General features: G+C 70.7%; 21 protein-coding genes. 16 read left to right on the forward strand and 5 right to left on the reverse strand.

Annotation, left to right across the window (positions count from 1 at the left end; all coding sequences use genetic code 11):
- From ABZ193_RS38470 to ABZ193_RS38505, 8 genes are all read left to right on the forward strand, one after another.
- Positions 1–107: acyl-CoA dehydrogenase family protein (locus ABZ193_RS38470; RefSeq protein ID WP_354713616.1), on the forward strand; the 107-nt coding region annotated here is incomplete at its 5' end.
- Between the two features lie 381 nt (positions 108–488).
- Complete coding sequence (locus tag ABZ193_RS38475; protein WP_017986924.1) at positions 489–1022, forward strand: general stress protein; 534 nt, start codon at positions 489–491, stop codon at positions 1020–1022.
- A 157-nt stretch (positions 1023–1179) separates the two neighbouring features.
- Complete coding sequence (locus ABZ193_RS38480) at positions 1180–2496, forward strand: ABC transporter substrate-binding protein (protein WP_027936281.1); 1317 nt, start codon at positions 1180–1182, stop codon at positions 2494–2496.
- A complete protein-coding gene (locus ABZ193_RS38485; protein ID WP_020420932.1) occupies positions 2493–3440 on the forward strand; it encodes a sugar ABC transporter permease in 948 nt (315 codons plus the stop codon). Before ABZ193_RS38480 ends, ABZ193_RS38485 begins: the two co-directional genes overlap by 4 nt.
- Entirely contained in the window at positions 3440–4282 is an 843-nt protein-coding gene (locus ABZ193_RS38490) for a carbohydrate ABC transporter permease (protein ID WP_027936280.1), read from the forward strand. The genes ABZ193_RS38485 and ABZ193_RS38490 overlap by 1 nt, the downstream gene beginning before the upstream one ends.
- 5 nt (positions 4283–4287) lie before the next feature.
- Positions 4288–5469, forward strand: a complete 1182-nt coding sequence (gene ugpC / locus ABZ193_RS38495; protein ID WP_020420930.1) for a sn-glycerol-3-phosphate ABC transporter ATP-binding protein UgpC — start codon at positions 4288–4290, stop codon at positions 5467–5469.
- A gap of 94 nt (positions 5470–5563) precedes the next feature.
- The gene (locus ABZ193_RS38500; RefSeq protein WP_027936279.1) at positions 5564–5869 is read left to right on the forward strand and encodes a hypothetical protein; all 306 of its coding nucleotides are present in this window, start codon (positions 5564–5566) and stop codon (positions 5867–5869) included.
- A 346-nt stretch (positions 5870–6215) separates the two neighbouring features.
- A complete protein-coding gene (locus ABZ193_RS38505) occupies positions 6216–6653 on the forward strand; it encodes a type II toxin-antitoxin system VapC family toxin (protein ID WP_354713604.1) in 438 nt (145 codons plus the stop codon).
- 1052 nt (positions 6654–7705) lie between these two features.
- Here ABZ193_RS38505 and ABZ193_RS38510 read toward each other — a convergent pair.
- A complete protein-coding gene (locus ABZ193_RS38510; protein WP_020420926.1) occupies positions 7706–8386 on the reverse strand; it encodes a TetR/AcrR family transcriptional regulator in 681 nt (226 codons plus the stop codon).
- Positions 8387–8477: 91 nt separating this feature from the next.
- Here ABZ193_RS38510 and ABZ193_RS38515 point away from each other — a divergent pair, with 91 nt between their 5' ends.
- Entirely contained in the window at positions 8478–9980 is a 1503-nt protein-coding gene (locus ABZ193_RS38515) for an MFS transporter (protein ID WP_020420925.1), read from the forward strand.
- Positions 9981–10001: 21 nt separating this feature from the next.
- Here ABZ193_RS38515 and ABZ193_RS38520 read toward each other — a convergent pair whose 3' ends face one another.
- The 3 genes from ABZ193_RS38520 to ABZ193_RS38530 form a co-directional block, all read right to left on the reverse strand.
- Entirely contained in the window at positions 10002–10850 is an 849-nt protein-coding gene (locus tag ABZ193_RS38520; protein ID WP_020420924.1) for a ParB N-terminal domain-containing protein, read from the reverse strand.
- A complete protein-coding gene (locus ABZ193_RS38525) occupies positions 10847–11515 on the reverse strand; it encodes a metallophosphoesterase (protein WP_020420923.1) in 669 nt (222 codons plus the stop codon). The genes ABZ193_RS38520 and ABZ193_RS38525 overlap by 4 nt, the downstream gene beginning before the upstream one ends.
- Before the next feature lie 170 nt (positions 11516–11685).
- Positions 11686–12771, reverse strand: a complete 1086-nt coding sequence (locus tag ABZ193_RS38530) for a magnesium and cobalt transport protein CorA (RefSeq protein WP_354713607.1) — start codon at positions 12769–12771, stop codon at positions 11686–11688.
- A gap of 317 nt (positions 12772–13088) precedes the next feature.
- Here ABZ193_RS38530 and ABZ193_RS38535 point away from each other — a divergent pair, with 317 nt between their 5' ends.
- From ABZ193_RS38535 to ABZ193_RS38545, 3 genes are read left to right on the forward strand one after another with little or no spacing between them, the layout of a single operon-like run.
- Positions 13089–13592, forward strand: coding sequence for a MaoC family dehydratase (locus tag ABZ193_RS38535; RefSeq protein WP_020420921.1), 504 nt, complete (start codon positions 13089–13091; stop codon positions 13590–13592).
- 10 nt (positions 13593–13602) lie between these two features.
- The gene (locus ABZ193_RS38540) at positions 13603–14706 is read left to right on the forward strand and encodes a DUF2332 domain-containing protein (protein ID WP_027936277.1); all 1104 of its coding nucleotides are present in this window, start codon (positions 13603–13605) and stop codon (positions 14704–14706) included.
- 39 nt (positions 14707–14745) lie between these two features.
- Positions 14746–16335 (forward strand): acyl--CoA ligase family protein, encoded by a 1590-nt coding sequence (locus tag ABZ193_RS38545; RefSeq protein WP_354713610.1) that lies wholly within the window; start codon positions 14746–14748, stop codon positions 16333–16335.
- Between the two features lie 683 nt (positions 16336–17018).
- Here ABZ193_RS38545 and ABZ193_RS38550 read toward each other — a convergent pair.
- Complete coding sequence (locus ABZ193_RS38550) at positions 17019–17420, reverse strand: NUDIX domain-containing protein (protein ID WP_354713612.1); 402 nt, start codon at positions 17418–17420, stop codon at positions 17019–17021.
- Between the two features lie 199 nt (positions 17421–17619).
- Between ABZ193_RS38550 and ABZ193_RS38555 the strand changes: the two genes are divergently transcribed.
- Genes ABZ193_RS38555 through ABZ193_RS38570 form a run of 4 tightly spaced genes read left to right on the forward strand, consistent with a single transcriptional unit; the run spans position 17620 to position 19875 of the window.
- Complete coding sequence (locus ABZ193_RS38555) at positions 17620–17757, forward strand: hypothetical protein (RefSeq protein ID WP_162830497.1); 138 nt, start codon at positions 17620–17622, stop codon at positions 17755–17757.
- Positions 17758–17778: 21 nt separating this feature from the next.
- Positions 17779–18339 carry a PH domain-containing protein gene (locus ABZ193_RS38560; RefSeq protein ID WP_020420917.1) on the forward strand — a complete coding sequence of 187 codons (561 nt, stop codon included), beginning with the start codon at positions 17779–17781 and terminating at the stop codon, positions 18337–18339.
- A gap of 46 nt (positions 18340–18385) precedes the next feature.
- A complete protein-coding gene (locus ABZ193_RS38565; RefSeq protein ID WP_354713614.1) occupies positions 18386–19243 on the forward strand; it encodes a PHP domain-containing protein in 858 nt (285 codons plus the stop codon).
- 2 nt (positions 19244–19245) lie between these two features.
- Positions 19246–19875, forward strand: coding sequence for a MarC family protein (locus ABZ193_RS38570; protein ID WP_017986945.1), 630 nt, complete (start codon positions 19246–19248; stop codon positions 19873–19875).
- Positions 19876–20570: the final 695 nt, after the last annotated feature.

Genomic DNA, 20570 nt, shown 5'->3' on the forward strand with positions numbered 1-20570 from the left:
GCCTGATGCGGGAGGCGCCGTTCCTGCTCATCGGCGAGGGCACCAGCGAGATCCAGAAGACGATCATCAGCCGCGGCCTGCTGCGCGAGTACCAGTCCCGCTCCTGACCCCGGCGCGGCCCGCCCTCGTCCGTGGGCGGGCCGCACTCCCGGCGAGCGCCCTTCGGACATCGGGATCGCTGTCGAGCCGCCCGAACGAGGTGAACTGCTCCGGGGCGAGGTCCCGTCGCCGCCCACGGCCGAGAACAGCGCCACGCGCGATTAGGTCTGCACGCTCCAGGTCGCACCTCGCGTGTCAGCGCCGGTGAAGGAGGGTTGCTGGCGGACCTGATCGCGGGCTTCGGGACCGGGCTCCACCCCGGTCCTGAAGCCGCGGGCCCCGGCCGGCCCCCGCATCGTCCCCGCTGAAGGCAGTTGGAGTGTCGGGTTCGCGTGGTTTCATAGGGGTTGGCAGGATGAAGTCACTCGATCACTACGACAGCACAGGTGATGACCGTGACCAGCCCGTTCTCCTCCGGCGGCCGTCAAGCACAGGGCCTGCCGCGCTTGCCGACGCCGCCCACGGGGTGGCCGATCGGCTCCTACGCCACCTACCAGGAGGCGCAGCGGGCGGTCGACTACCTCGCTGACAACCAGTTCGCGGTCGAGGACGTGACCATCGTCGGCGTGGACCTGATGCTCGTCGAGCGGGTGCTGGGCCGCCTGTCGTGGGGCCGCGTCCTCATGACCGGCGCGATCTCCGGCGCCTGGTTCGGCTTGTTCGTGGGTTTCCTGCTGGCCATGTTCGCCTCCGGCGCGGAGGTCACCTACCAGCCGATCCTGGTCGGCCTGGTTTCCGGTGTGCTGTTCGGCCTGGTGTTCGCGGCCATCAGCTACGCCTCCTCGCGCGGCCGCCGCGACTTCGCCTCGGCCAGCCAGCTCGTCGCCGGCCGCTACGACGTCCTGTGCCAGCCGCGCAACGCGGAGCAGGGCCGTGACCTGCTGGCGAAGCTCGCGATGCGGCCATCCGGGTCATCGAGCTGAATCGTGACCTCCACCGCTTGCGGTGCGTGATCGCCGGGCATAGTTTCAGTTCCCACCGATCGTGCGACCCGGGTTGACACCCTCGGGTTGCTTGATTGCATGCACGACGGCGTGCGGGGTGGGTCTCCCGCCGGCCGCGTGCCGAGGAGGAGGCCTGATGGGGAACGGTAAGAGCCGGGGCAGGCCGCCCGGCAGGATCGCGGCGGTGGCCGGGGCGGCCATGCTGACGGCCGGCCTGGTGACCGCGTGCGGATCCGAACAGGGGATCACGCTCAACCTGTACTACGCGCCGGAGGACACGTTCCAGACGGTCGTGGACAACTGCAACGCCCAGGCGGCGGGGCGGTATCGGATCGTCTACAACAAGCTGCAGCGCGGCGCCGACGACCAGCGGCTGCAGATGGCCCGCCGGCTCGCCGCCGGTGACGACGGCCTGGACATCCTGGGCCTGGACGTCACCTGGGTGCCGGAGTTCGCCGAGGCCGGCTGGGCCGAGGAGTGGACGGGGTCGAACAAGGCACGGGCGGAGGCGGGCGTGCTGCCCGGTCCGCTGGCCACCGCGACCTGGAACGGCAAGCTGTACGCGGCGACGAAGAACACCAACGTCCAGCTGCTCTGGTACGACGACCGGATCACGCCGCAGCCGCCCGCGACCTGGGACGAGATGATCGCCGAGGCCGAGCAGCTCAAGGCGGCGGGCAAGCCGCACAACATCCTGTTCACCGGCGCCCAGTACGAGGGCCTGGTGGTCGTCTACAACACCCTGGTCGCCTCCGCGGGCGGGCACATCCTCTCCGACGACGGCAAGTCCGTGGTCATGGACGAGGGCGCGGTGCAGGCCCTGGAGATCCTCAAGCGGGTCACCTCCAGCGGCATCACCGACCCGTCGCTGACGAACCAGAAGGAGGACGACGTCCGGCAGGCGTTCCAGCGCGGCAACGGCGCGTTCGAGCTGAACTGGCCGTTCGTCTACGCCTCGTTCGCCGACGAGCAGCCGCAGGACCTGCAGCACTTCAAGTGGTCCACCTACCCGGCGGTCGACCCGGGCATCCCGGCGAAGACCACGATCGGTGGCTACGACCTCGCGGTCAGCACCACGTCCAAGCACAAGCCGGAGGCGTTCGAGGCGGCGCTGTGCCTGCGCAGCCCGGAGAACCAGAAGTTCTCCGCGCTCAACGACGGTGTCCCGCCGAGCATCGAGTCGCTCTACACCGACGACACCCCGCTCGACCCGACCAAGCCGGTCGACGCGGACAACAACCCGAGCATGGCCACCGCGTACCCGATGCGGGACGCGATCTTCGCCGCGCTCAAGGATCCCGCGGTGCGCCCGCTGACCCCGGCGTACCAGAGCCTGTCGACCGTGATCTCCAAGGTGCTGTCGCCGCCGTCGGAGATCGATCCGCAGCGGACGGCCGAAGAGCTGCGCACCAAGCTGACCGACGCGCTGAACTCGAAAGGGGTGATCCCGTGAGCACGGTCGAGGACGTTTCGGCGCCGCAGCGGACCACGGCGAGACCGGGCAAACCGGCGCTGAGCGAAGGGAAGAGGGCAGAGCGGCGGCTGGGCTGGCTGCTGTGCGCGCCCGCGGCGTTCGTGATGGTCGCGGTCACCGGCTACCCGATCGTCTACTCGATCTGGTTGTCCCTGCAGCGGTACGACCTGCGGTTCCCGCAGCAGACCGAGTTCGTCGGGTTCGCCAACTACGCGGCGGTGCTGTCGGACTCCTACTGGTGGACGGCGTTCGGCACCACGATGGCGCTCACGGTCATCTCGGTGGCGATCGAGCTCGTGCTGGGCATGCTGCTCGCGTTGATCATGCACCGCACGCTCGTCGGCCGCGGCCTGGTGCGCACGGTTTCGCTGATCCCGTACGGGATCGTGACCGTGGTGGCCGCGTTCTCCTGGTACTACGCGTGGACCCCGGACACCGGGTACCTGGCCAACACCCTGGCCGGTGACTCGGCGCCGCTGACGCAGTACATCCCGTCGATGGCGATCATCATCCTCGCCGAGGTGTGGAAGACGACGCCGTTCATGGCGCTGCTGCTGATGGCCGGGCTCGCGCTGGTGCCGGACGACCTGCTCAAGGCCGCGGCGATGGATGGCGCGAACGCGTGGCAGCGGTTCATCAAGGTGATCGTGCCGGTGATGAAGCCGGCGATCCTGGTGGCGCTGCTGTTCCGCACCCTGGACGCGTTCCGCATCTTCGACAACATCTACGTGCTCACCGGCGGGCAGAACGACACGTCGTCGGTGTCCATGCAGACCTACAACAACCTGATCAAGGGCCTGAACCTGGGCATCGGCTCGACGATGTCGGTGCTCATCTTCATCACGGTCGCGATCATCGCGTTCATCTTCATCAAGCTGTTCGGCACCGCGGCGCCCGGCAGCGACAAGGGGGGCAAGCGCTGATGGTGATGGGCGGAGCGGTCACCACCGGCCGCAAGACGAAGTGGACGCTGATCGACATCGTGGTGGTGGTCTACGCGCTGGTTCCGGTGCTGTGGATCCTGTCGCTGTCGCTGAAGACGAAGGACACCATCGACGACGGGAAGTTCATCCCGCGGTCGTGGACGCTGCAGAACTACGCGGACATCTTCCAGACCCTGGACTTCGTGCGGGCGCTGATCAACTCGATCGGCATCTCGCTCATCGCGACGCTGATCGCGGTGATCCTGGGGACGATGGCCGCGTACGCGATCGCGCGGCTGGACTTCCCCGGCAAGCAGCTGCTGGTCGGGGTCTCGCTGCTGATCGCGATGTTCCCGCAGGTGTCGCTGGTGAGCCCGCTGTTCAACATCGAGCGCACGCTCGGGCTGTTCGACACCTGGCCGGGCCTGATCCTGCCGTACATCACGTTCGCGCTGCCGCTGGCGATCTACACGCTGTCGGCGTTCTTCCGCGAGATCCCGTGGGAACTGGAGAAGGCGGCCAAGATGGACGGCGCCACGCCGGGCCAGGCGTTCCGGCGGGTCATCGCCCCGCTGGCCGCGCCCGGGGTGTTCACCACCGCGATCCTGGTGTTCATCTTCTGCTGGAACGACTTCCTGTTCGCCATCTCGCTGACCTCGACCAACGCGTCGCGGACGGTGCCGGCGGCGTTGTCGTTCTTCACCGGGGCCTCGCAGTTCGAGGACCCGACCGGGACGATCTGCGCCGCCGCGGTCGTGATCACCGTCCCGATCATCCTGTTCGTGTTGTTCTTCCAGCGCCGCATCGTCGCGGGGCTGACCTCCGGTGCGGTGAAGGGGTAGCGCCAATGGCTGAGATCGTGCTGGACAAGGTGAGCAAGCGCTATCCGGACGGTGCGCTCGCCGTGTCCGAAGTGGACCTGCAGGTCGCCGACGGTGAGTTCATCATCCTGGTCGGTCCGTCCGGGTGCGGGAAGTCGACCACGCTGAACATGGTGGCCGGGCTGGAGGACATCTCCTCCGGCGAGCTGCGCATCGACGGCGAGCGGATGAACGAGAAGGCGCCGAAGGACCGGGACATCGCGATGGTGTTCCAGTCCTACGCGCTGTACCCGCACATGAGCGTGCGGGAGAACATGGCCTTCCCGCTGCGACTGGCCAAGATCGACGACGCGACGGTGAAGGCGAAGGTCGAGGAGGCCGCGGAGATCCTGGACCTGACGCAGCACCTGGACCGCAAACCGTCCAACCTGTCCGGTGGCCAGCGGCAGCGGGTCGCGATGGGACGCGCGATCGTGCGCAGCCCCAAGGCGTTCCTGATGGACGAGCCGTTGTCCAACCTGGACGCGAAGCTGCGCGGGCAGATGCGGACGTCGGTGTCGAAGCTGCAGCGCCAGCTCGGCACGACCACGCTGTACGTCACGCACGACCAGACGGAGGCCATGACGCTGGGCGACCGGGTCGTGGTGCTGCGGGCCGGGTACGTGCAGCAGATCGGTTCGCCGCAGTTCCTCTACGACCACCCGACCAACCTGTTCGTGGCCGGGTTCATCGGCTCGCCGTCGATGAACTTCGTGCCGGCGACGCTGGAGGACGGGAGCCTGAAGAGCGCGCTGGGCACGGTCCAGCTGCCGGACCGGTTGCGGCGGCTGGCGGAGGAGGCGAACGCGCCGCGGGAGGTGATCGCCGGCATCCGGCCCGAGCACTTCGAGGACGCCGGGCTGCTGGAGGAGTCCGCCCGCGCCGGTGGTTGCGTGTTCAGCGCCCACGTCGACGTGCTGGAGTCGATGGGGTCGGAGAAGTACGCGTACTTCACGGTCGAGGGCGCGACGGCGACGTCGTCGGAGCTGGCCGAGCTGGCGGCGGACGCCGGAGCGGACGACGTGCCGGGCGGCGGAGCCTCCATCACGGCCCGGCTGTCCCCCGCGTCGAGCGCCCGGGAGGGCGGAACCCTCGACGTGTGGTTCGACGTGCAGAAGATCCAGCTGTTCGACCCGGCGTCGGGGAAGAACCTGACCTTCGAGGGCTGAGTACTCGTTCGGGCCGGAGCGCCGCTGTCACCCGCAAGTGGTGCTCCGGCCCGTTCTCGGCTTGGCCTGACAGCATCCTTGCTAGCATGCTGTCATGAGTCAGGTCAGCTGGCGCGCCGCCGACGAACTGGTGCATCGGGTCCGGCAGGCCGCGGCTCAACGGGGGGAGAGCATGAACGAGTTCATCACGCGCGTCCTCGACGCGGCGACGGATCCGGACCTGGCGGGCGACGAGAACGCGCGGCTGCGTGAACGCCTCCGCCGGGCCGGCCTGCTGTGGGAACCCGAAACGCCGGCCACACGTCCCGACCCGGCCGCGGTGGCCGCCGCCGCGCGCCGCGCCGCTGCGACGGGCCCCCTGGCCGCCGACCTGATCAGCGAAGAACGCGGCCCGCGGTGAGGGGTTGCCCGGCGGCCGGGGACGTTCGGCGAGTTGGTGGTGCGCGATTGGCGGCGAGGTCCGTGCCGGTGGTGTCCGCGCCCGGCGGTGCCCGTCCGGGTGCAGGCCGCGTGGCTGTGCGTGCCTGCGGGCGGGGTGGGCATTCGGCGGCGGAGATCGGAGCTGTTCGCTCGAGCGGCTGTGCCGCCCGGGCTGTCGGGCTCGCAACCGCGCAGGGTGGGACCGCGGTGACCGGCTTGCCCACGGGCGGCCGGCGGGCGGGTTGTGCCGTCCGGGCCGACGGAGCACCGACCCGGCGGCCGCCGGGCATCCGCGTCAGCGTGCTCCTCCGGAAGCGCAGCGCGTCATGAGTGTCTTCGCCGACTCTTCCGCGCTCGTCAAGCTCTACGTCGCCGAGCCGGGCAGCGAGCAGGTTCAGGCGCTGTCCGGGCTGGTCGTCTCCCAGATCGTGCGCGTCGAGATCCCGGCCGCGCTCTGGCGCAAGCACCGCATGGGCGCCATCTCCGCGGCGGACGCCCGCCTGCTGGTGTCCGCCTTCGAGGCCGACTACCACGGCACCCCGGGCGAGCCGCCCCGGTTCGCGGTCGTCCCGGTGACCCCGATCGTCCTCGACGTGGCCGCCCGGCTCACCGGGGTGCACGGCCTGCGGGCCTACGACGCCATCCAGCTCGCCACCGCCCAGCTGGTCGCATCGGCCGACCGCGAGTGCCGGACCTTCGCGGCGTTCGACAAGGCGCTGTCCGAAGCCGCCGCGGGGGAGGGCTTCCACCCGCTGGGTGGCTGACCGCCGCCGGCGACGGGAGAGGGTCTCGCCCGCTGGGGTGGCTGCCGCGATACCGGAGGAGCGTCACTACTGGGTGGCTGAATCCTCAACAGCGAGGGGGAGGGTTTCGCCCGTCGACCGCCGGTCACCTCGCCGCGCCGATGGAGCCGCCACCGGCTACCCGCCGGGGGAGGGCTTCCCCCATCGCGGCCCTGAAGAATCTCTCAGCCGCGGGCGGGCATTCTCACCTCAGCAACGGGAGGTGGCGGATGGCCAGGTCGGCGGTGCCGCGATGATCTTCCTCGGCGTGGCCTGCGCGGTCCTCGGGGCGGTCGCCGCCGCGTTGGGGGCCTGGTTGCAGCACCGCGGTGTCACCACGACGGGCCGCACGAGCCCGGCGGCCCTCCTGCGCAACCCGGCCTGGCGCTTCGGCGTCCTGGTGCTCACCGCCTGCACCGTCCTGCAGGCGCTCGCCCTCGCGTTCGCCCCCGTCACCGTCGTGACCCCGGTCGTCGTGCTGGCGCTGCCCATCCTGACCGTCCTCAACGGACCCCGCGATCACGTCACCCGCGCCGCCGTCGCCGCCGTCACCCTCGCCGTCGCGGTCTTCGTCACCCTGACCGCGCGCGACGCGCAGCCCACCACGATCCCGCCGGACACCGTCGTCGACGCCGGTCAGCTCGTCGGCGTCCTCGTCATCGCCCTCGTCGCCGTCGCCGCGCTCGCCCAGGGGATTGCCCGCAGCGCGGCCCTCGCCGTCGCCGCCGGGGCGGGCTACGGCCTGGTCGCCGTGCTCATCCGGGACGTTCTGCACTCCGACGGCCTGCCCTGGCTCTCCCTGCTCGCCGCGGTCCTCGCGTTCGCCACCGCCGCCTGGCTCGTCCAGCACGCCTACGCCAGCGGGCCGCCGGACATCGTCGTCGGGTGCCAGACTGCCGCCAACCCGGTGGTCGCGACCGCGCTCGGCATGACCGTCCTCGGCGAGGCGCCCGAACTCGACCTGCCGGTCCTCGCCGCGTGCGGGGCCACCGCGATCGCCGGCGTCGCGGTGCTCGCGGTCCGGCGCCACCACCTCAACGCCGCGAGTGCCACGCCTTCATCGCGCAATCCAGCATCTCGTGGTCCAGCGGCGGCACCGGCAGCTCCTGCCGCTGCCCGCCGTCCGCGCGCAGGCCGTCCAGCAGCATGGTCAGGTACCGCTGCCACAGGTCCGGGGCCACGTCGTGCGAGTACTCCACGACCGACGCGACCATCTTGAACAACACCGGGCAGTCCGTCTCGACGAAGTCCGCGCGCAACGCGCCGCTGTCCTTCGCCCGCTGCACCAGCTCGGTCACCACCGGGATCATCCTGTCCTTGACCCGCGCCACCTCGACCTGGCCGAACGCGTTGCTGAGCAAGGTGTCCCGCATCCCGCGGTCGTCCGCCATCATCCGGACCGCGTCCCACACGAACTTCCGGAAACCCTCCCACGGATCCGGGTCGGCCAGCGCCGCGCGGGCGCCCTCCTCGATCTCCTCCAGCCGGCGGGCGAACATCGCGTCGATCAGGTGTTCCTTGTTCGGGAACCGCCGGTAGACCGTGCCGACGCCCAGCCCCGCCGCGTGCGCCACGTCGTCCAGCGTCGCGTCGAAACCCCGCTCCCGGAACACGTCCCGGGCCGCCGACAGGATCCGCAGCCGGTTCCGTTCGGCGTCGCGCCGCAGCGGCCGCGGCGATGCGGCGCGCAGTGTGTCCCGCGTCATGAAACCCATTCTACCAAACCTGAGATAGCTCCTCCGGTTTTTGGGTACGGTGGAAAGCGAAGGGGAGGTCCCCACTCCACATACGTCTGCGAGGACCGGAATGACGCAAACCACCTACGTCGAGCCCGCCGGGGGGAGACCAGCCGGCTCGACGGCCGACCCGCACCACGCGCGGCGCTGGCTGATCCTGGTGATGATCGGACTGGCCCAGCTGATGGTCGTGCTCGACGCGACCATCGTGAACATCGCGCTGCCCACCGCCCAGCACGAACTGGGCTTCTCCAGCGACGCCCGCCAGTGGGTCGTCACCGCCTACGCGCTCGCCTTCGGCAGCCTGCTGCTGCTCGGCGGCCGCGTGAACGACCTGTTCGGCCGCAAGCGCGCCTTCCTCATCGGCCTCGCCGGCTTCGCGCTCGCCTCGGCGGTCGGCGGCGCCGCGAACGGCATCGAGATGCTGATCGTCGCCCGCGCCGCGCAGGGTGTGTTCGGCGCGCTGCTGGCGCCCGCCGCGTTGTCGCTGCTGACCACCACGTTCACCGACCCGAAGGAACGCGGCCGCGCGTTCGGCATCTTCGGTGCGATCGCAGGCGGGGGTGCCGCGGTCGGACTGCTGCTCGGCGGGGTGCTCACCGAGTACCTCGACTGGCGCTGGTGCATGTTCGTCAACATCGTCTTCGCGGTGATCGCCTTCGTCGGCGGCTCCAGCCTGCTCCGGCACCGGCCGTCGGAGGACCGGCCGAAACTGGACATCCCGGGCGCGGTCGTCTCGACCCTTGGCCTGTTCGCCGTCGTCTACGGCTTCGCCAACGCCGAGACCCATGACTGGTCCTCGCCGCTGGTGTGGGGTTTCCTGGCCGCCGGTGTGGTGCTGCTCGGCGTGTTCGTCCGCATCGAGACGCGGGTGGCGCACCCGCTGCTGCCGATGCGCGTGCTGCTCGACCGCAACCGCGGCGGCGCGTACCTCGCGGTGTTCCTGCTGGGCATCGGGATGTTCGGCATCTTCCTGTTCCTGACCTACTACCTGCAGCAGAACCTCGGGTTCACGCCGATCACGTCCGGCCTGGCGTTCCTGCCGATGGTCGGCACGCTGATGGTGAGCGCGACGCTGTCCACGAGCGTGCTGCTGCCGCGCGTCGGGCCGAAGGTCCTCGTCGGCGCGGGCATGGTGATCGCCGCGGCCGGGCTGTTCTGGCTCAGCGGCATCGACTCGGCCAGCACCTACGCCAGCGGTGTGCTGTTCCCGCTCATGGTGGCCGGGGTCGGCATCGGCCTGTCGATGGCGCCGTCGATGAACGTCGCCATCTCGGGCGTCGACCCGCACGACGCCGGGGTCGCCTCGGCGACGGTCAACACCGGCCAGCAGATCGGCGGCTCGATCGGCACCGCGCTGCTCAGCTCGGTCGCCGCCGACGCCGCGGCCTCGTTCGCCGTGGGCAAGACGCCGACGCCGCAGCTGCTGGCGGACGCCGCGATCCACAGCTACACCACGGCGTTCACCTGGGCGGCGGGCATCTTCCTGCTCGGCGCGGTCGTCTGCGGACTGCTGATCAAGCCGGGCGTGCCCGAGGAGATCGAAACGGACATGCCGGTCGTTCACGCCTGAGTGACCAAGGGCCCGCCGGCGTCAGCGCCGGCGGGCTCGCAGCGCTTCGATGACCTCGTCGTCCCAGCGGTGCTGGCGGATCAGGCGGTAGCGCTCCCCGGCGACCCACATGTAGGCCTCGGCCTCGGTGCGGTCGCCGATCAGCTCCGCCTGCCGCATCATCTCCACCACCGGCAGGTACTCCTCCTCGTACCAGCGCCGCGCGATCGTGGCGCGGTCGAGGAACTTCCCCTCGGACTGCATCAGCCGGAAACCCCACGCCTCGACGTGCTCGCCGAGGTGCGCGTAGTCCCACGGGTCGCTCACCACGATCGCCGCCCGCGCCTCGCCCGCCAGCGGCACCCGCGACAGGAACAGTCGCCGGTAGTCCTTCACGATCAGGTCGCCCCGGTAGCGGATGCCCTTCGGGTTGAGCTTGGTGTGCACCTCGGTCACCGCGGCCTCGATGGTCTCCAGCCCCAGCGCGTAGGCCACCGACACGCGGTGGTGCCCGTCGATCACGAAGTGCAGGTCGCCGACCCGGTACACCTCGATCGGCGGGATGTGCTCACCGCGGCGGGCGGCCAGCGCGAGCCGTTCCCACCGTTCCCGCACCCGGCCGGACGTCGGCCGGAACCGGCGGTCGAAGTCGCGGCCGCGGTCGACGCTGCCGACGATCGAGTTCAGCGGGATCACCCGCAACCCGATCCGCCGCTCGCTCACGTAGCCGAGCGCGTCCACGACCTCGTCGAACGGCAGCATGATGTTGACGTCGTCGGGCTCCCGGCGCAGCCAGTTCGCCAGCCGGGACAGCACCTGCCGCCGCCGGGCGCGCAGGAAGTCGTGCTCGGCGTCGGCGCGGGGGAAACCGGTGTCCCGCGCGGCGTTCACGTCCGCACCTCGTGCGGGGTGAACGCGATCAGGTGCCTGCCGACGACGTTGCGGACGCGCGTGTCGCCCATCCGGTGCTCCCTGGGTTGTTCGCCGTAGGGGTGGATGTGCCCGTGCAGCAACCAATCCGGCCGCATCTTCTCGACCGTCCGGTGCAGGCAGTCGAAGCCCTGGTGCGCCGGGTCTTCGCGGTCGCCGACGCCGCGGGGCGGGGCGTGCGTGAGCAGGACGTCGACACCGCGCCCGTCGCGGCGCTGCCTGCGCGCAGCCTGCCGGACCAGCCGCCGGGCGCGCCGGGCCTGCTGCGCCTGCGTCCACTGGTTGGGGCCCTCGTTGTAGCGGACCGAGCCGCCGAGGCCGGCGATCCGCAGGCCGCACACGTCGACGACCCGGCCGTCGGCGTTGACCGCGCCGGCGGGCCCGGGCCAGGCCTGCGGGAAACCTGCCCGCATGAACAGGCCGCCGTGGCGGGTGAACCCGGACAGGTCCGGGTCGTGGTTGCCGGGCACGAACACGCACGGCACGCCGCCCAGCGAGTCGGTCAGGAACTCCAGGTAGTCGAACGGCAGGTCGCCGGCGGCCAGGACGAGGCCGACCTCGCAGCCGGGGCCGACACCGGCCCACAGCTGCTCGTCGACCTCGTCGGAGACCACCAGCGCGCGCATGCCTCCACGATAGGTACTCGTCAGTGGGCCTGCGCGAGTTCCGGGTGGTCGGCGATCAGCACCGCCACCACCGCGATCCACACCAGGGTCAGCGCGAGGGCCCAGAACTTGAGGCTCGTGAGCAGTCTGGTCATCGGAGAACTCCTTCCAGCGAACAGGTCAGGAAAGGGTCAGAGCCACTTGTTCTTCCTGAATATTCGGTAGAGAAGCAGGCAGATCCCGAGAATCAGCACGAGAACCGCCGGATACCCGAACTTCCAGCGCAACTCCGGCATGTAGTCGAAATTCATGCCGTAAATACCCGCGATCATCGTGGGGACCGTGATCATGGCCGCCCACGAGGTGATCTTGCGCATGTCGGTGTTCTGCTGGAGCGTGATCTTGGCGACCGTGGCGTTCACCAGGGTCGTCAGCAGCTCGTCGAAGTTGCCCACCCGCTCCGACACGGTGGTCAGGTGGTCGTCCACGTCGCGGAAGTACGACCGGACCTCGTCGGGGACCAGCCGGGTGAAGCCCTCCGCGAGCCTGCGCACCGGCGTGACCAGCGGCAGCACCGCGCGGCGCAGCTCCAGCACCTCGCGTTTCATGAGGTAGATCTGCTCGGCGCTGACCGACGAGCGGGGCGCGAACACCCGCGCCTCCATCTCGTCGATGTCCTCCTCGATCGAGGAGGTGACCTCGAGGTACTGGTCGACGATGAGGTCCGTGATGGCGTGCAGCACCGCGGCCGGGCCGTTGGTCAGCCGCTCCGGGTCCTCGTCGAGGTCGCGGCGCAGCCGGGCCAGCCCGGAGTGCGCCCCGTGCCGGACGGTGATGATGAAGTCCAGCCCGAGGAACGCCATCAGCTCGCCGGTCTCCACGATCTCATTGGCCGTGGTCGGCGACTCGTGCTCGACGTAGCGGACCGTCTTGAGCACCATGAACAGCGTGTCGTCGTAGCGCTCCAGCTTGGGCCGCTGGTGCGCCTGGACGGCGTCCTCCACGGCCAGCTCGTGCAGGCCGTAGACCTCCGCGATGCCCTGGATCTGCTGCTGGTCGGGCTCGTGCAGGCCGATCCAGACGAACCCGTCGCGACGGCGCCGGACCTCCTTGATGGCCTCGGCGTGCGTCCAGCGCCCTGGCAGCCGTTCGCCGTCGACGTACACGGCGCAGTCGACGATGTAGGCCGAGACGGGAACCGGCACGGGCGGCTCGACCCGGCCGGCTCGGCCGTTGCCCCGGCCGCGCAGGCCGCCGAGGGAGGGAATCGCAGGCATGGGATCTCCTGGCTTTCGCAGTGCGTACCACGACCGCCGGGCGGGCAGGAATGCGTCCGCTCGGCGCTGACCAGCGTTTCCCGGGCGAACTGCGCCTAAAGCACGGAAATGGTTCCGGCCACGTGGAGGGAAACGCTGGGTTTACTAGGGAGCGGACTATCGCCACTACTCATCTTGCGTTCCTCACCTCCTCCAGCCGGACCGGCAACGTGGCGGCTGTCGCGTTGACGCACCGCCGCCATTGGTCGAGGGTACTCCTCAACATCAGTTGACGTCGCTCCAGGTCGGTGTGGCGTTACCCGCAGGGAGGTCGACCAGTGCAGTTCGGGCGGTACTTCGAGGAGTTCGAGGTGGGTGCGGTGTACAAGCACTGGCCAGGCAAGACGGTGACCGAGTACGACGACCACCTCTTCTGCCTGCTCACCATGAACCACCACCCGCTGCACATGGACGCGCACTACGCGGCGGAGACCACCGACTTCGGCAAGAACGTGGTGGTGGGCAACTACATCTACTCGCTGCTGCTGGGCATGTCGGTGCCGGACGTGTCGGGCAAGGCGATCGCGAACCTGGAGATCGAGTCGCTGCGGCACGTCAAGCCGACCTTCCACGGTGACACCATCTACGGTGAGACCGAGGTGCTGGACAAGACCCCGTCGAAGTCCAAGGACGACCGGGGCGTGGTGTACGTGGAGACCCGGGGCTACAAGCAGGACGGCACGATCGTGTGCATCTTCCGGCGCAAGGTCCTGGTGCCGAAGCAGAACTACGGTGAGGCGCGTGGGGGCGAGCAGCCGGGCCGTCCCGTTCCGCACGAGTGAGGGAGACCGCGTGACGATCGGGTTGGCCGAAGCCAAGCGGCGGCTGGACGAGTTCGCCGGGAGCGCGGCGGGCGAGTCACCGCTGTACGAGCACCTCGCGTCCAAAGCAGCCGAGGACGACGCGGTGGCCGGCCTGCTGGCCGCCGCGCCCGAGGAGGCGAGCCCCGCGCTGTTGTTCGCGGTCGCCCACCGGCTGGTCCAGGCCGACCCGATCCACCCGCTGTACCGGTACTACCCCGCGCTGGGCGGGTCCTACGGCGTTGACGACGAGACGTGGCCGTTGTTCCGCGAGTTCCTGCTCGCGCACGCCGGCGAGGCGGCGGGCATGCTCGCGTCGCGATCGCTGGCGAACAACGAGGTGCGGCGCGCCGCGTCGGTGTTCCCCGCGGTCGCGATGGCGGCCAAGCAGGCCGGCGGCAAGATCGCGCTGCTCGAGGTCGGCACCGCGGGCGGGCTGCTGCTCGGGATGGACAAGTTCGCCTACCGGTACCAGTGCGACGGCGGCGAGCAGCTGGTCGCCGGGCCTGCCAAGGCGGCGGTCGGGCTCCACTGCGCGCTCGACCTGGCGCCCGGCGCGGTGCTGCCGAAACTGCCGAAGAAGCTGACCGTCGTGGCGCGCGCCGGGCTCGACCCGCGGCCGCTGGATCTGTCCGATGAGGACGAGCTGGCGTGGCTGGAGGCCTGCGTGTGGGGCGACCAGCCGGACCGGGTGCGGCTGCTGCGGGCGGCCGCGCTGGCGCAGCGCAAGTCGCCGCCGCAGATCGTCGCCGGGGACGCGGTCGGCGCGTTCGACGAGGCTCTCGCCCTGCTGCCCGCGGACGTGCCGCTGGTGGTGCTCACCTGCCGGACGATGGGGCACATGCCGGATGCCGACCGCGGCGAGTTCCTGTCGCGGCTGGCCGCGCTGGGCGAGTCGCGTCCACTGTGGTGGGTCATGGACGAGACGTACGAGCACGGGTTGTCCGCGGTGCTGCCGGGGCGGGACGAGCTGGCCTTCGCCGTCGACGGCCAGACGACGCTCGGCCTGGCGCGGCGCACGGCCGGCGGCTGGGACGCGGTCGCGCTGGCCCGCACCACCCGCTACGGCGCCCGGATGACCTGGCTGGCCGCCTAGCTGTTGTGTGCCGGCGGCCACTGCGGTGAGGATGTGGTCATGGCTGACACGTGGTTCACCCCGCTGACCCCGCTGGCCTTCCTGGAGCGCTCCGCCGAGGTCTTCCCGGACAACGACGCGATCGTCTACGGCGAGCGCCGCGTGACCTACCGCGAGTTCGCCGCGGAGGCCACCCGCGTGGCGCACGCGTTGCGGGCGAGCGGGGTCGGGCCGGGGGATCGCGTGGCCTATCTGCTGCCGAACATCCCGGAGATGCTGGTCGCGCACTTCGCGGTGCCGCTCGCGGGCGCGGTGCTGGTGGCGATCAACACCCGGCTCGCGCCGGCCGAGATCCGCTACATCCTGGAGCACTCCGGGGCGAAGGTGCTGGTGGTGGATGCGGCACTGCACGCGTCGGTGCCGCCCGGCACCGGTGTGGACGTCGTGACGGTGGTGGACGGCGCGGAGCCGGACCCGGCCGTCGGCGGCATCACCTACGACGAGCTGCTGGCACGGGGCAGCGACGAGCCACTGCCGTGGAGCGTCGCGGACGAGCGGTCGACGATCTCGATCAACTACACGTCCGGGACCACCGGCAGGCCGAAGGGCGTCCAGTACCACCACCGCGGCGCGTACCTGAACTCGCTGGCCGAGATCATCCACTCGGGGCACACGCCGGAGTCGAAGTACCTGTGGACGTTGCCGATGTTCCACTGCAACGGCTGGTGCACGACCTGGGCGGTCACCGCCATCGGCGGCACGCACGTGTGCCTGCGCGCGGTCGACGCGGCCGAGATCTGGCGCCTGCTGGACGGCGAGGGGATCACCCACCTCAACGGCGCGCCGACGGTGCTGAACACGATCGCCGGGTACTCGGGGGCGCACCCGCTGCCGCGGGAGGTCGTGGTGACCACCGCGGGGGCGCCGCCGTCGCCGACCGTGATCCGGCGGATGACGGACCTGGGCGCGCGGCTGGTGCACGTGTACGGGCTGACCGAGACGTACGGGCCGTACACGGTGTGCGAGGCGCAGGAGGGGTGGGTCAAGCTCGACATCGCCGAGCGGAGCCGGCTGATGGCGCGGCAGGGCGTCGGGATGCTGGTGACCGACGGGATCCGGGTGGTGGACGAGCAGATGCGCGACGTGCCCCGCGACGGTGTCACGATGGGCGAGGTCGTGATGCGCGGGAACAACGTGATGTCCGGCTACTTCGCCGACCCCGAGGCGACGGAGAAAGCGTTTCGCGGCGGGTGGTTCCACTCGGGTGACCTGGGCGTGTGGCACCCGGACGGCTACATCCAGCTGCGTGACCGGGCGAAGGACATCATCGTCTCCGGTGGCGAGAACATCTCCACGATCGAGGTGGAGGCGGCGCTGGACTCGCACGAGGCCGTCGCGGAGGTCGCGGTGGTCGGCGTGCCGGACGAGAAGTGGGGCGAGCGGCCGAAGGCGTACGTCGTGCTGCGCCCAGGCGCGACGGCCACGGTGGACGAGCTGCGGGCCCACGTGCGGGAGCAGATCGCGCGGTTCAAGGTGCCCGACCAGGTCGAGTTCGTGGACGCGCTGCCCAAGACCTCGACGGGGAAGATCCAGAAGTTCCAGCTGCGCGAACGCGAGTGGGGTGGTTCGGAGTCCCGGATCCAGGGCTGATCACGGCGGATTGCTCTCAGCGGCGGGTCCGCGCCCTGCCCGCCTGCCGTGAGGGCTGCGCCGCTGAGGGATCGGGCTGCGCCATCGGGTCGCGCCCCTGCCGCATCGCGTCGCGGCACCGCCGCGACGACCAAACCACCGCCGCAAGCGGCCAGCTCGGCCCCGTGATCGGCCAACTCGGCACCGCTGCGCGCCGGCTCCACTGCCGCAACCGGCCGGGCTCGCCGCCGCAGCAGGCCGGCTCGCCGCCGCAGGCGGCTAACTCGGCCTCGTGACCGGCCAACTCGGGGGCGCAACGCGCCGGCTCACCACCGCGACCGGCCGCGCCACTGCCGCAAACCGGCCGGCTCGCCGCCGCAACAGGCCGGCTCGCCGCCGCAGCCGGCTAACTGGGCCCCGTGACCGGCCAACTCGGCACCGCTGCGCGCCGGCTCACGGCCGCGACGAGCCGCGCCACCACCGCGACGAGCCGCGCCACCGCTGCATTGGGCCGCGCCACCGCCGCGACTGGCCGGCGCACCACTGCCGACCCGCCAACCCGCTGCCGCGACCGCCACTGCCGCGCCGGGGCGCGTCGGCCCCCGGTCAGCGTGCTTCCCCCGGGCCACATGCCGACAATTCCGGCCGCCGAGCCGACCGTTCCAAGCCGCCGACGCACCGGCATCGAGCCGCGGAAAGCGCCCTCAGCAGCGCGGCAGCATCTCCCAGCCACGCAGCGTGTCGGCCAAGCCGTCCGTCAGCGCGAGCGCCGCGAAGGCCGCCTCGTCGACCCAGCGTACCTCGGCCGCGTCGTCGCCGGCTCGCAGCGAACCGCCTGCCACCGCGCAGGTGTAGTCGTGGATCTCGTAGCGGCCGCGGATCACGTGGCCCACCAGCATGCCGGGGCGCACGACGAGCCCGGTTTCCTCGCGCATCTCCCGGATCAGCGCCTCGCTGTCCGTTTCGCCTGGTTCGACGCGTCCGCCGGGGATCGACCACAGTCCGCGTCCGGGATCGTTCGCGCGCCGGACTAGCAGCAGGCGGCCCGCTTGATCGTGCAAGATCCCGCCTACGCAGCGCACGGGAACCGGGCCGGTCGCGCTCATGAGGGCAGCCTAACCCGGGCGCGGTGGAAGCGGAGAGTAACCAACCGATTAGATCACAGCCGGACACTGACCCAAGCGCGGGACTTACCTCCCGTAACCCTGCGGAGTGCGGTACAACGTTACTGGTGAGCTTGCCAGTCCGATGCCGGAGTAAGAGACGGGATTGATCGTTGTGAACGCGAAGAAGATTGCCGGGCTCGTGGGTATCGCGTTGGTGCTGTTCTTCGTGATCGCCCAGCCGGGCAACGCGGCCAACCTGGTCAGCAACATCGTCGACTTCCTGCGTGAATCGGCCGAGGCCGTCATCACCTTCGTCAGCAACGTGTTCACTTCGTAGGCGGCCGGATAGGCTGGCTTGATGTTCGCCCCACGGGATCCCGACGAGTACCTGCTCGACACCGAGCGGCGCGTGGTGCGGGTCCGCAGGCACTGGGCATTCCTGGCCTGGGACACCTTCGAGACGATCGCCCTGCTCGCGATCTGCGTGATGGTGTCCTACCTGCTGCCACCGTCCCTGTGGGTCGTCCAGAACATCCTCTGGTACGCGGCGCTGCTCGTGGTCGTCGTGTACGCGTTCAAGGTCATCGAGTGGTGGGTCGAGCGCCTGGTGGTCACGGACAAACGGTTCGTGCTCACCAGCGGCGTCATCACCACCAAGGTCGCGATGATGCCGATCTCGAAGGTCACCGACCTGACCTACGAGCGCTCCGCGTGGGGCCGGATGTTCGGCTACGGCACGGTCGTCGTCGAGTCGGCCGGTCAGATCCAGGCGCTGAACCGGATCGAGTTCCTGCCGAGCCCGGAGGATTTCTACGACACCATCTCCGAACTCGTCTTCGGCGACAAGCACAAGCAGAGCGAGCGCTTCTCCATGATCAAGGCCCAGCGCCTCGCGCGCGGCAAGAAGATCGTCGGTTGACACGTCGTTGTGCCTGGTCGGCCGTGTGCCGACCGGGTAGGCGACAATGATTCCGATGCGCATCGACCTGCACACCCATTCCACCGTGTCGGACGGCACCGACACGCCCGCCGAACTCGTGGCGACGGCCGCCGCCGCGGGGCTCGACGTGGTCGCGCTGACCGACCACGACACCACGGCAGGCTGGGCCGCCGCGGCCGCGGCGCTCCCGTCCGGCCTCACGCTCGTGCCCGGCGCCGAGCTGTCGTGCGTGAGCAGCCTCGGCATCAGCATCCACCTGCTGGCCTACCTGTTCGACCCGGCGTCCCCGGCGATCGTCGAAGAGCAGACGCGGCTGCGGCAGGAGCGCCGCACCCGGCTGCGGGCGATGGCGGTGCGGATGGCCGCCGACGGCCTGCCGATCGACGCCGACGAGCTCCTCGAATCCCTCGGCCCGGACTCCCCGGCAGGCCGGCCGCACCTCGCGCAAGCCCTGGTGCGCGCCGGGCTGGTGACGACCGTGGACCAGGCGTTCGCCGAGTACCTGGGCGCAGGCCGCGGCTACTACCTGCCGCGGCAGGACACGCCGGTGGAGCGGGCGATCGAGATGATCGCCGAGGCCGGCGGCGTCACCGTGTTCGCGCACCCGTTCGCGCGCAGCCGCGGGCGGATCGTGTCCGCCGACTACATCGCCGGGCTGGCGGAGCTCGGGCTGACCGGGCTGGAGGTCGACCACCCCAACCACGACGAGCCGACGCGCGCCGAGCTGCGCGGGCTGGCCGGTGAGCTGGGGCTGGTGCAGACCGGGTCGAGCGACTACCACGGCACGAACAAGACCATCCCGATCGGCGCGGAGAACACCGATCCCGAGCAGTTCGAGGCGCTCATCGACAAGGCGTCCGGCGCGCAGATCGTGGTGGGCTGACCTTGGCGGTCGCCGACCTCTTCGACGCGAAGCTGTTCCTGGAGGCGTCGATCACGCTGGTCGTGATCATGGACCCGCCGGGGACCGTGCCGGTGTTCCTCAGCCTGGTCGGCCGGAAGCCGCCGGCGGTGCGGGCGCGAGCGGCGCGGCAGGCGGTGCTGGTGTCGCTGCTGGTGATCTCGCTGTTCGCGATCGCGGGGCAGGCGATCCTGGCGTACCTCGGGATCGGGGTGCCCGCCCTGCAGGGCGCCGGCGGGCTGCTCCTGCTGCTCATCGCGCTGGACCTGCTGACCGGCCGCGGCGCGACGAGCGAGCCGAACGTGGTGGAGGACGTGAACGTCGCGCTGGTGCCGCTGGGCACCCCGCTGCTGGCCGGGCCGGGCGCGATCGCCGCGACGATCGTCTTCGTGCGGCAGGCGTCCGGGCACGTGGGCGCGTACGTCGCGCTGGCCTGCGCGATCGTCGCCGTGCACATCGTCATCTACGCGTGCATGCGGTTCTCCGGCGTGGTCATCCGGCTGATCAAGGAAAGCGGTATCACGCTGCTCGCGAAGATCGCGGGCCTGCTGCTGGCCGCGATCGCCGTGGAGCTGGTCGCGAACTCCGTGAGAGGCTTCATCGAAGGCGGCTGACGTTCTGGGCGGGTGTCGCTGCGGGCAGGTGCTGCTTCCCCGGATGCGGATGCCTGCGATGCCAGGCCTCGTCCCTCACTGCACCGGGCCGGCCTCCGCCGTGAACCTCCGTCTGGGCGCCGGTTGCCGCGCGAGCGAGTCGCGGGTTGCTGGGGGAGCTGCCCGTGCCAGCCGCAGTCGGCTTCGTTGGGGCGGAGTCTTTCCCATCGCGGGCCAACGGTGCCTGTGGGCGCCGGCCGCGCGGGGCCGGACCGGCTGGTCATCGGTCCCGGCTGGCGAGGGGGTCTGGGCTGCCGAGGCGCCGGTTGCCGTTCCCCTGGGGCGGTCACCTGGCGATGCCGCCATCGGCGCCGGCCCCGAGGGCATGCCTGCTGGGTCAGCTCCCGGCACGCGGCAGCGCGCGAGCGAGTCGCGGGCTGCCGCCGTGCCGGCTCCGTCAGCCGCCGATCACGGGTGGGCTGATGCGGTTCCCGTTCTCGTCCGTGCCGCCCTCGTGGCCGAAAATGCTGTCCGGGTCGTCCTCGAGCAGGTACGCGGGCCGCTCGTGGTCCTTGTCCTCGTCCTTCTTCGAGTTGCCCGCCGGGCCGGCCAGGTGCGATCCGGACGCGCCCGCCTTGCCCGCGGGCGCGCATGCCGGGGTTGAGCAGGCACATCAGGTGCAGCTTCTCCAGGCACGCGCGGGACTTCCCTGTGCC

The organism is Amycolatopsis sp. NPDC006125, from assembly GCF_040614195.1.
GTDB classification, from domain to species: domain Bacteria; phylum Actinomycetota; class Actinomycetes; order Mycobacteriales; family Pseudonocardiaceae; genus Amycolatopsis_E; species Amycolatopsis_E tucumanensis.

What these genes read in the sequence shown, in the direction of transcription:
- ABZ193_RS38475 (WP_017986924.1), top strand. Translation starts at nt 489, where the DNA reads ATGACCGTGACCAGCCCGTTCTCCTCCGGCGGCCGTCAAGCACAGGGC.
- ABZ193_RS38480 (WP_027936281.1), top strand. Translation starts at nt 1,180, where the DNA reads ATGGGGAACGGTAAGAGCCGGGGCAGGCCGCCCGGCAGGATCGCGGCG.
- ABZ193_RS38490 (WP_027936280.1), top strand. Translation starts at nt 3,440, where the DNA reads ATGGTGATGGGCGGAGCGGTCACCACCGGCCGCAAGACGAAGTGGACG.
- ugpC (WP_020420930.1), top strand. Translation starts at nt 4,288, where the DNA reads ATGGCTGAGATCGTGCTGGACAAGGTGAGCAAGCGCTATCCGGACGGT.
- ABZ193_RS38500 (WP_027936279.1), top strand. Translation starts at nt 5,564, where the DNA reads ATGAGTCAGGTCAGCTGGCGCGCCGCCGACGAACTGGTGCATCGGGTC.
- ABZ193_RS38505 (WP_354713604.1), top strand. Translation starts at nt 6,216, where the DNA reads ATGAGTGTCTTCGCCGACTCTTCCGCGCTCGTCAAGCTCTACGTCGCC.
- ABZ193_RS38510 (WP_020420926.1), bottom strand. Translation starts at nt 8,386, where the DNA reads ATGGGTTTCATGACGCGGGACACACTGCGCGCCGCATCGCCGCGGCCG.
- ABZ193_RS38515 (WP_020420925.1), top strand. Translation starts at nt 8,478, where the DNA reads ATGACGCAAACCACCTACGTCGAGCCCGCCGGGGGGAGACCAGCCGGC.
- ABZ193_RS38525 (WP_020420923.1), bottom strand. Translation starts at nt 11,515, where the DNA reads ATGCGCGCGCTGGTGGTCTCCGACGAGGTCGACGAGCAGCTGTGGGCC.
- ABZ193_RS38530 (WP_354713607.1), bottom strand. Translation starts at nt 12,771, where the DNA reads ATGCCTGCGATTCCCTCCCTCGGCGGCCTGCGCGGCCGGGGCAACGGC.
- ABZ193_RS38545 (WP_354713610.1), top strand. Translation starts at nt 14,746, where the DNA reads ATGGCTGACACGTGGTTCACCCCGCTGACCCCGCTGGCCTTCCTGGAG.
- ABZ193_RS38550 (WP_354713612.1), bottom strand. Translation starts at nt 17,420, where the DNA reads ATGAGCGCGACCGGCCCGGTTCCCGTGCGCTGCGTAGGCGGGATCTTG.
- ABZ193_RS38560 (WP_020420917.1), top strand. Translation starts at nt 17,779, where the DNA reads ATGTTCGCCCCACGGGATCCCGACGAGTACCTGCTCGACACCGAGCGG.
- ABZ193_RS38565 (WP_354713614.1), top strand. Translation starts at nt 18,386, where the DNA reads ATGATTCCGATGCGCATCGACCTGCACACCCATTCCACCGTGTCGGAC.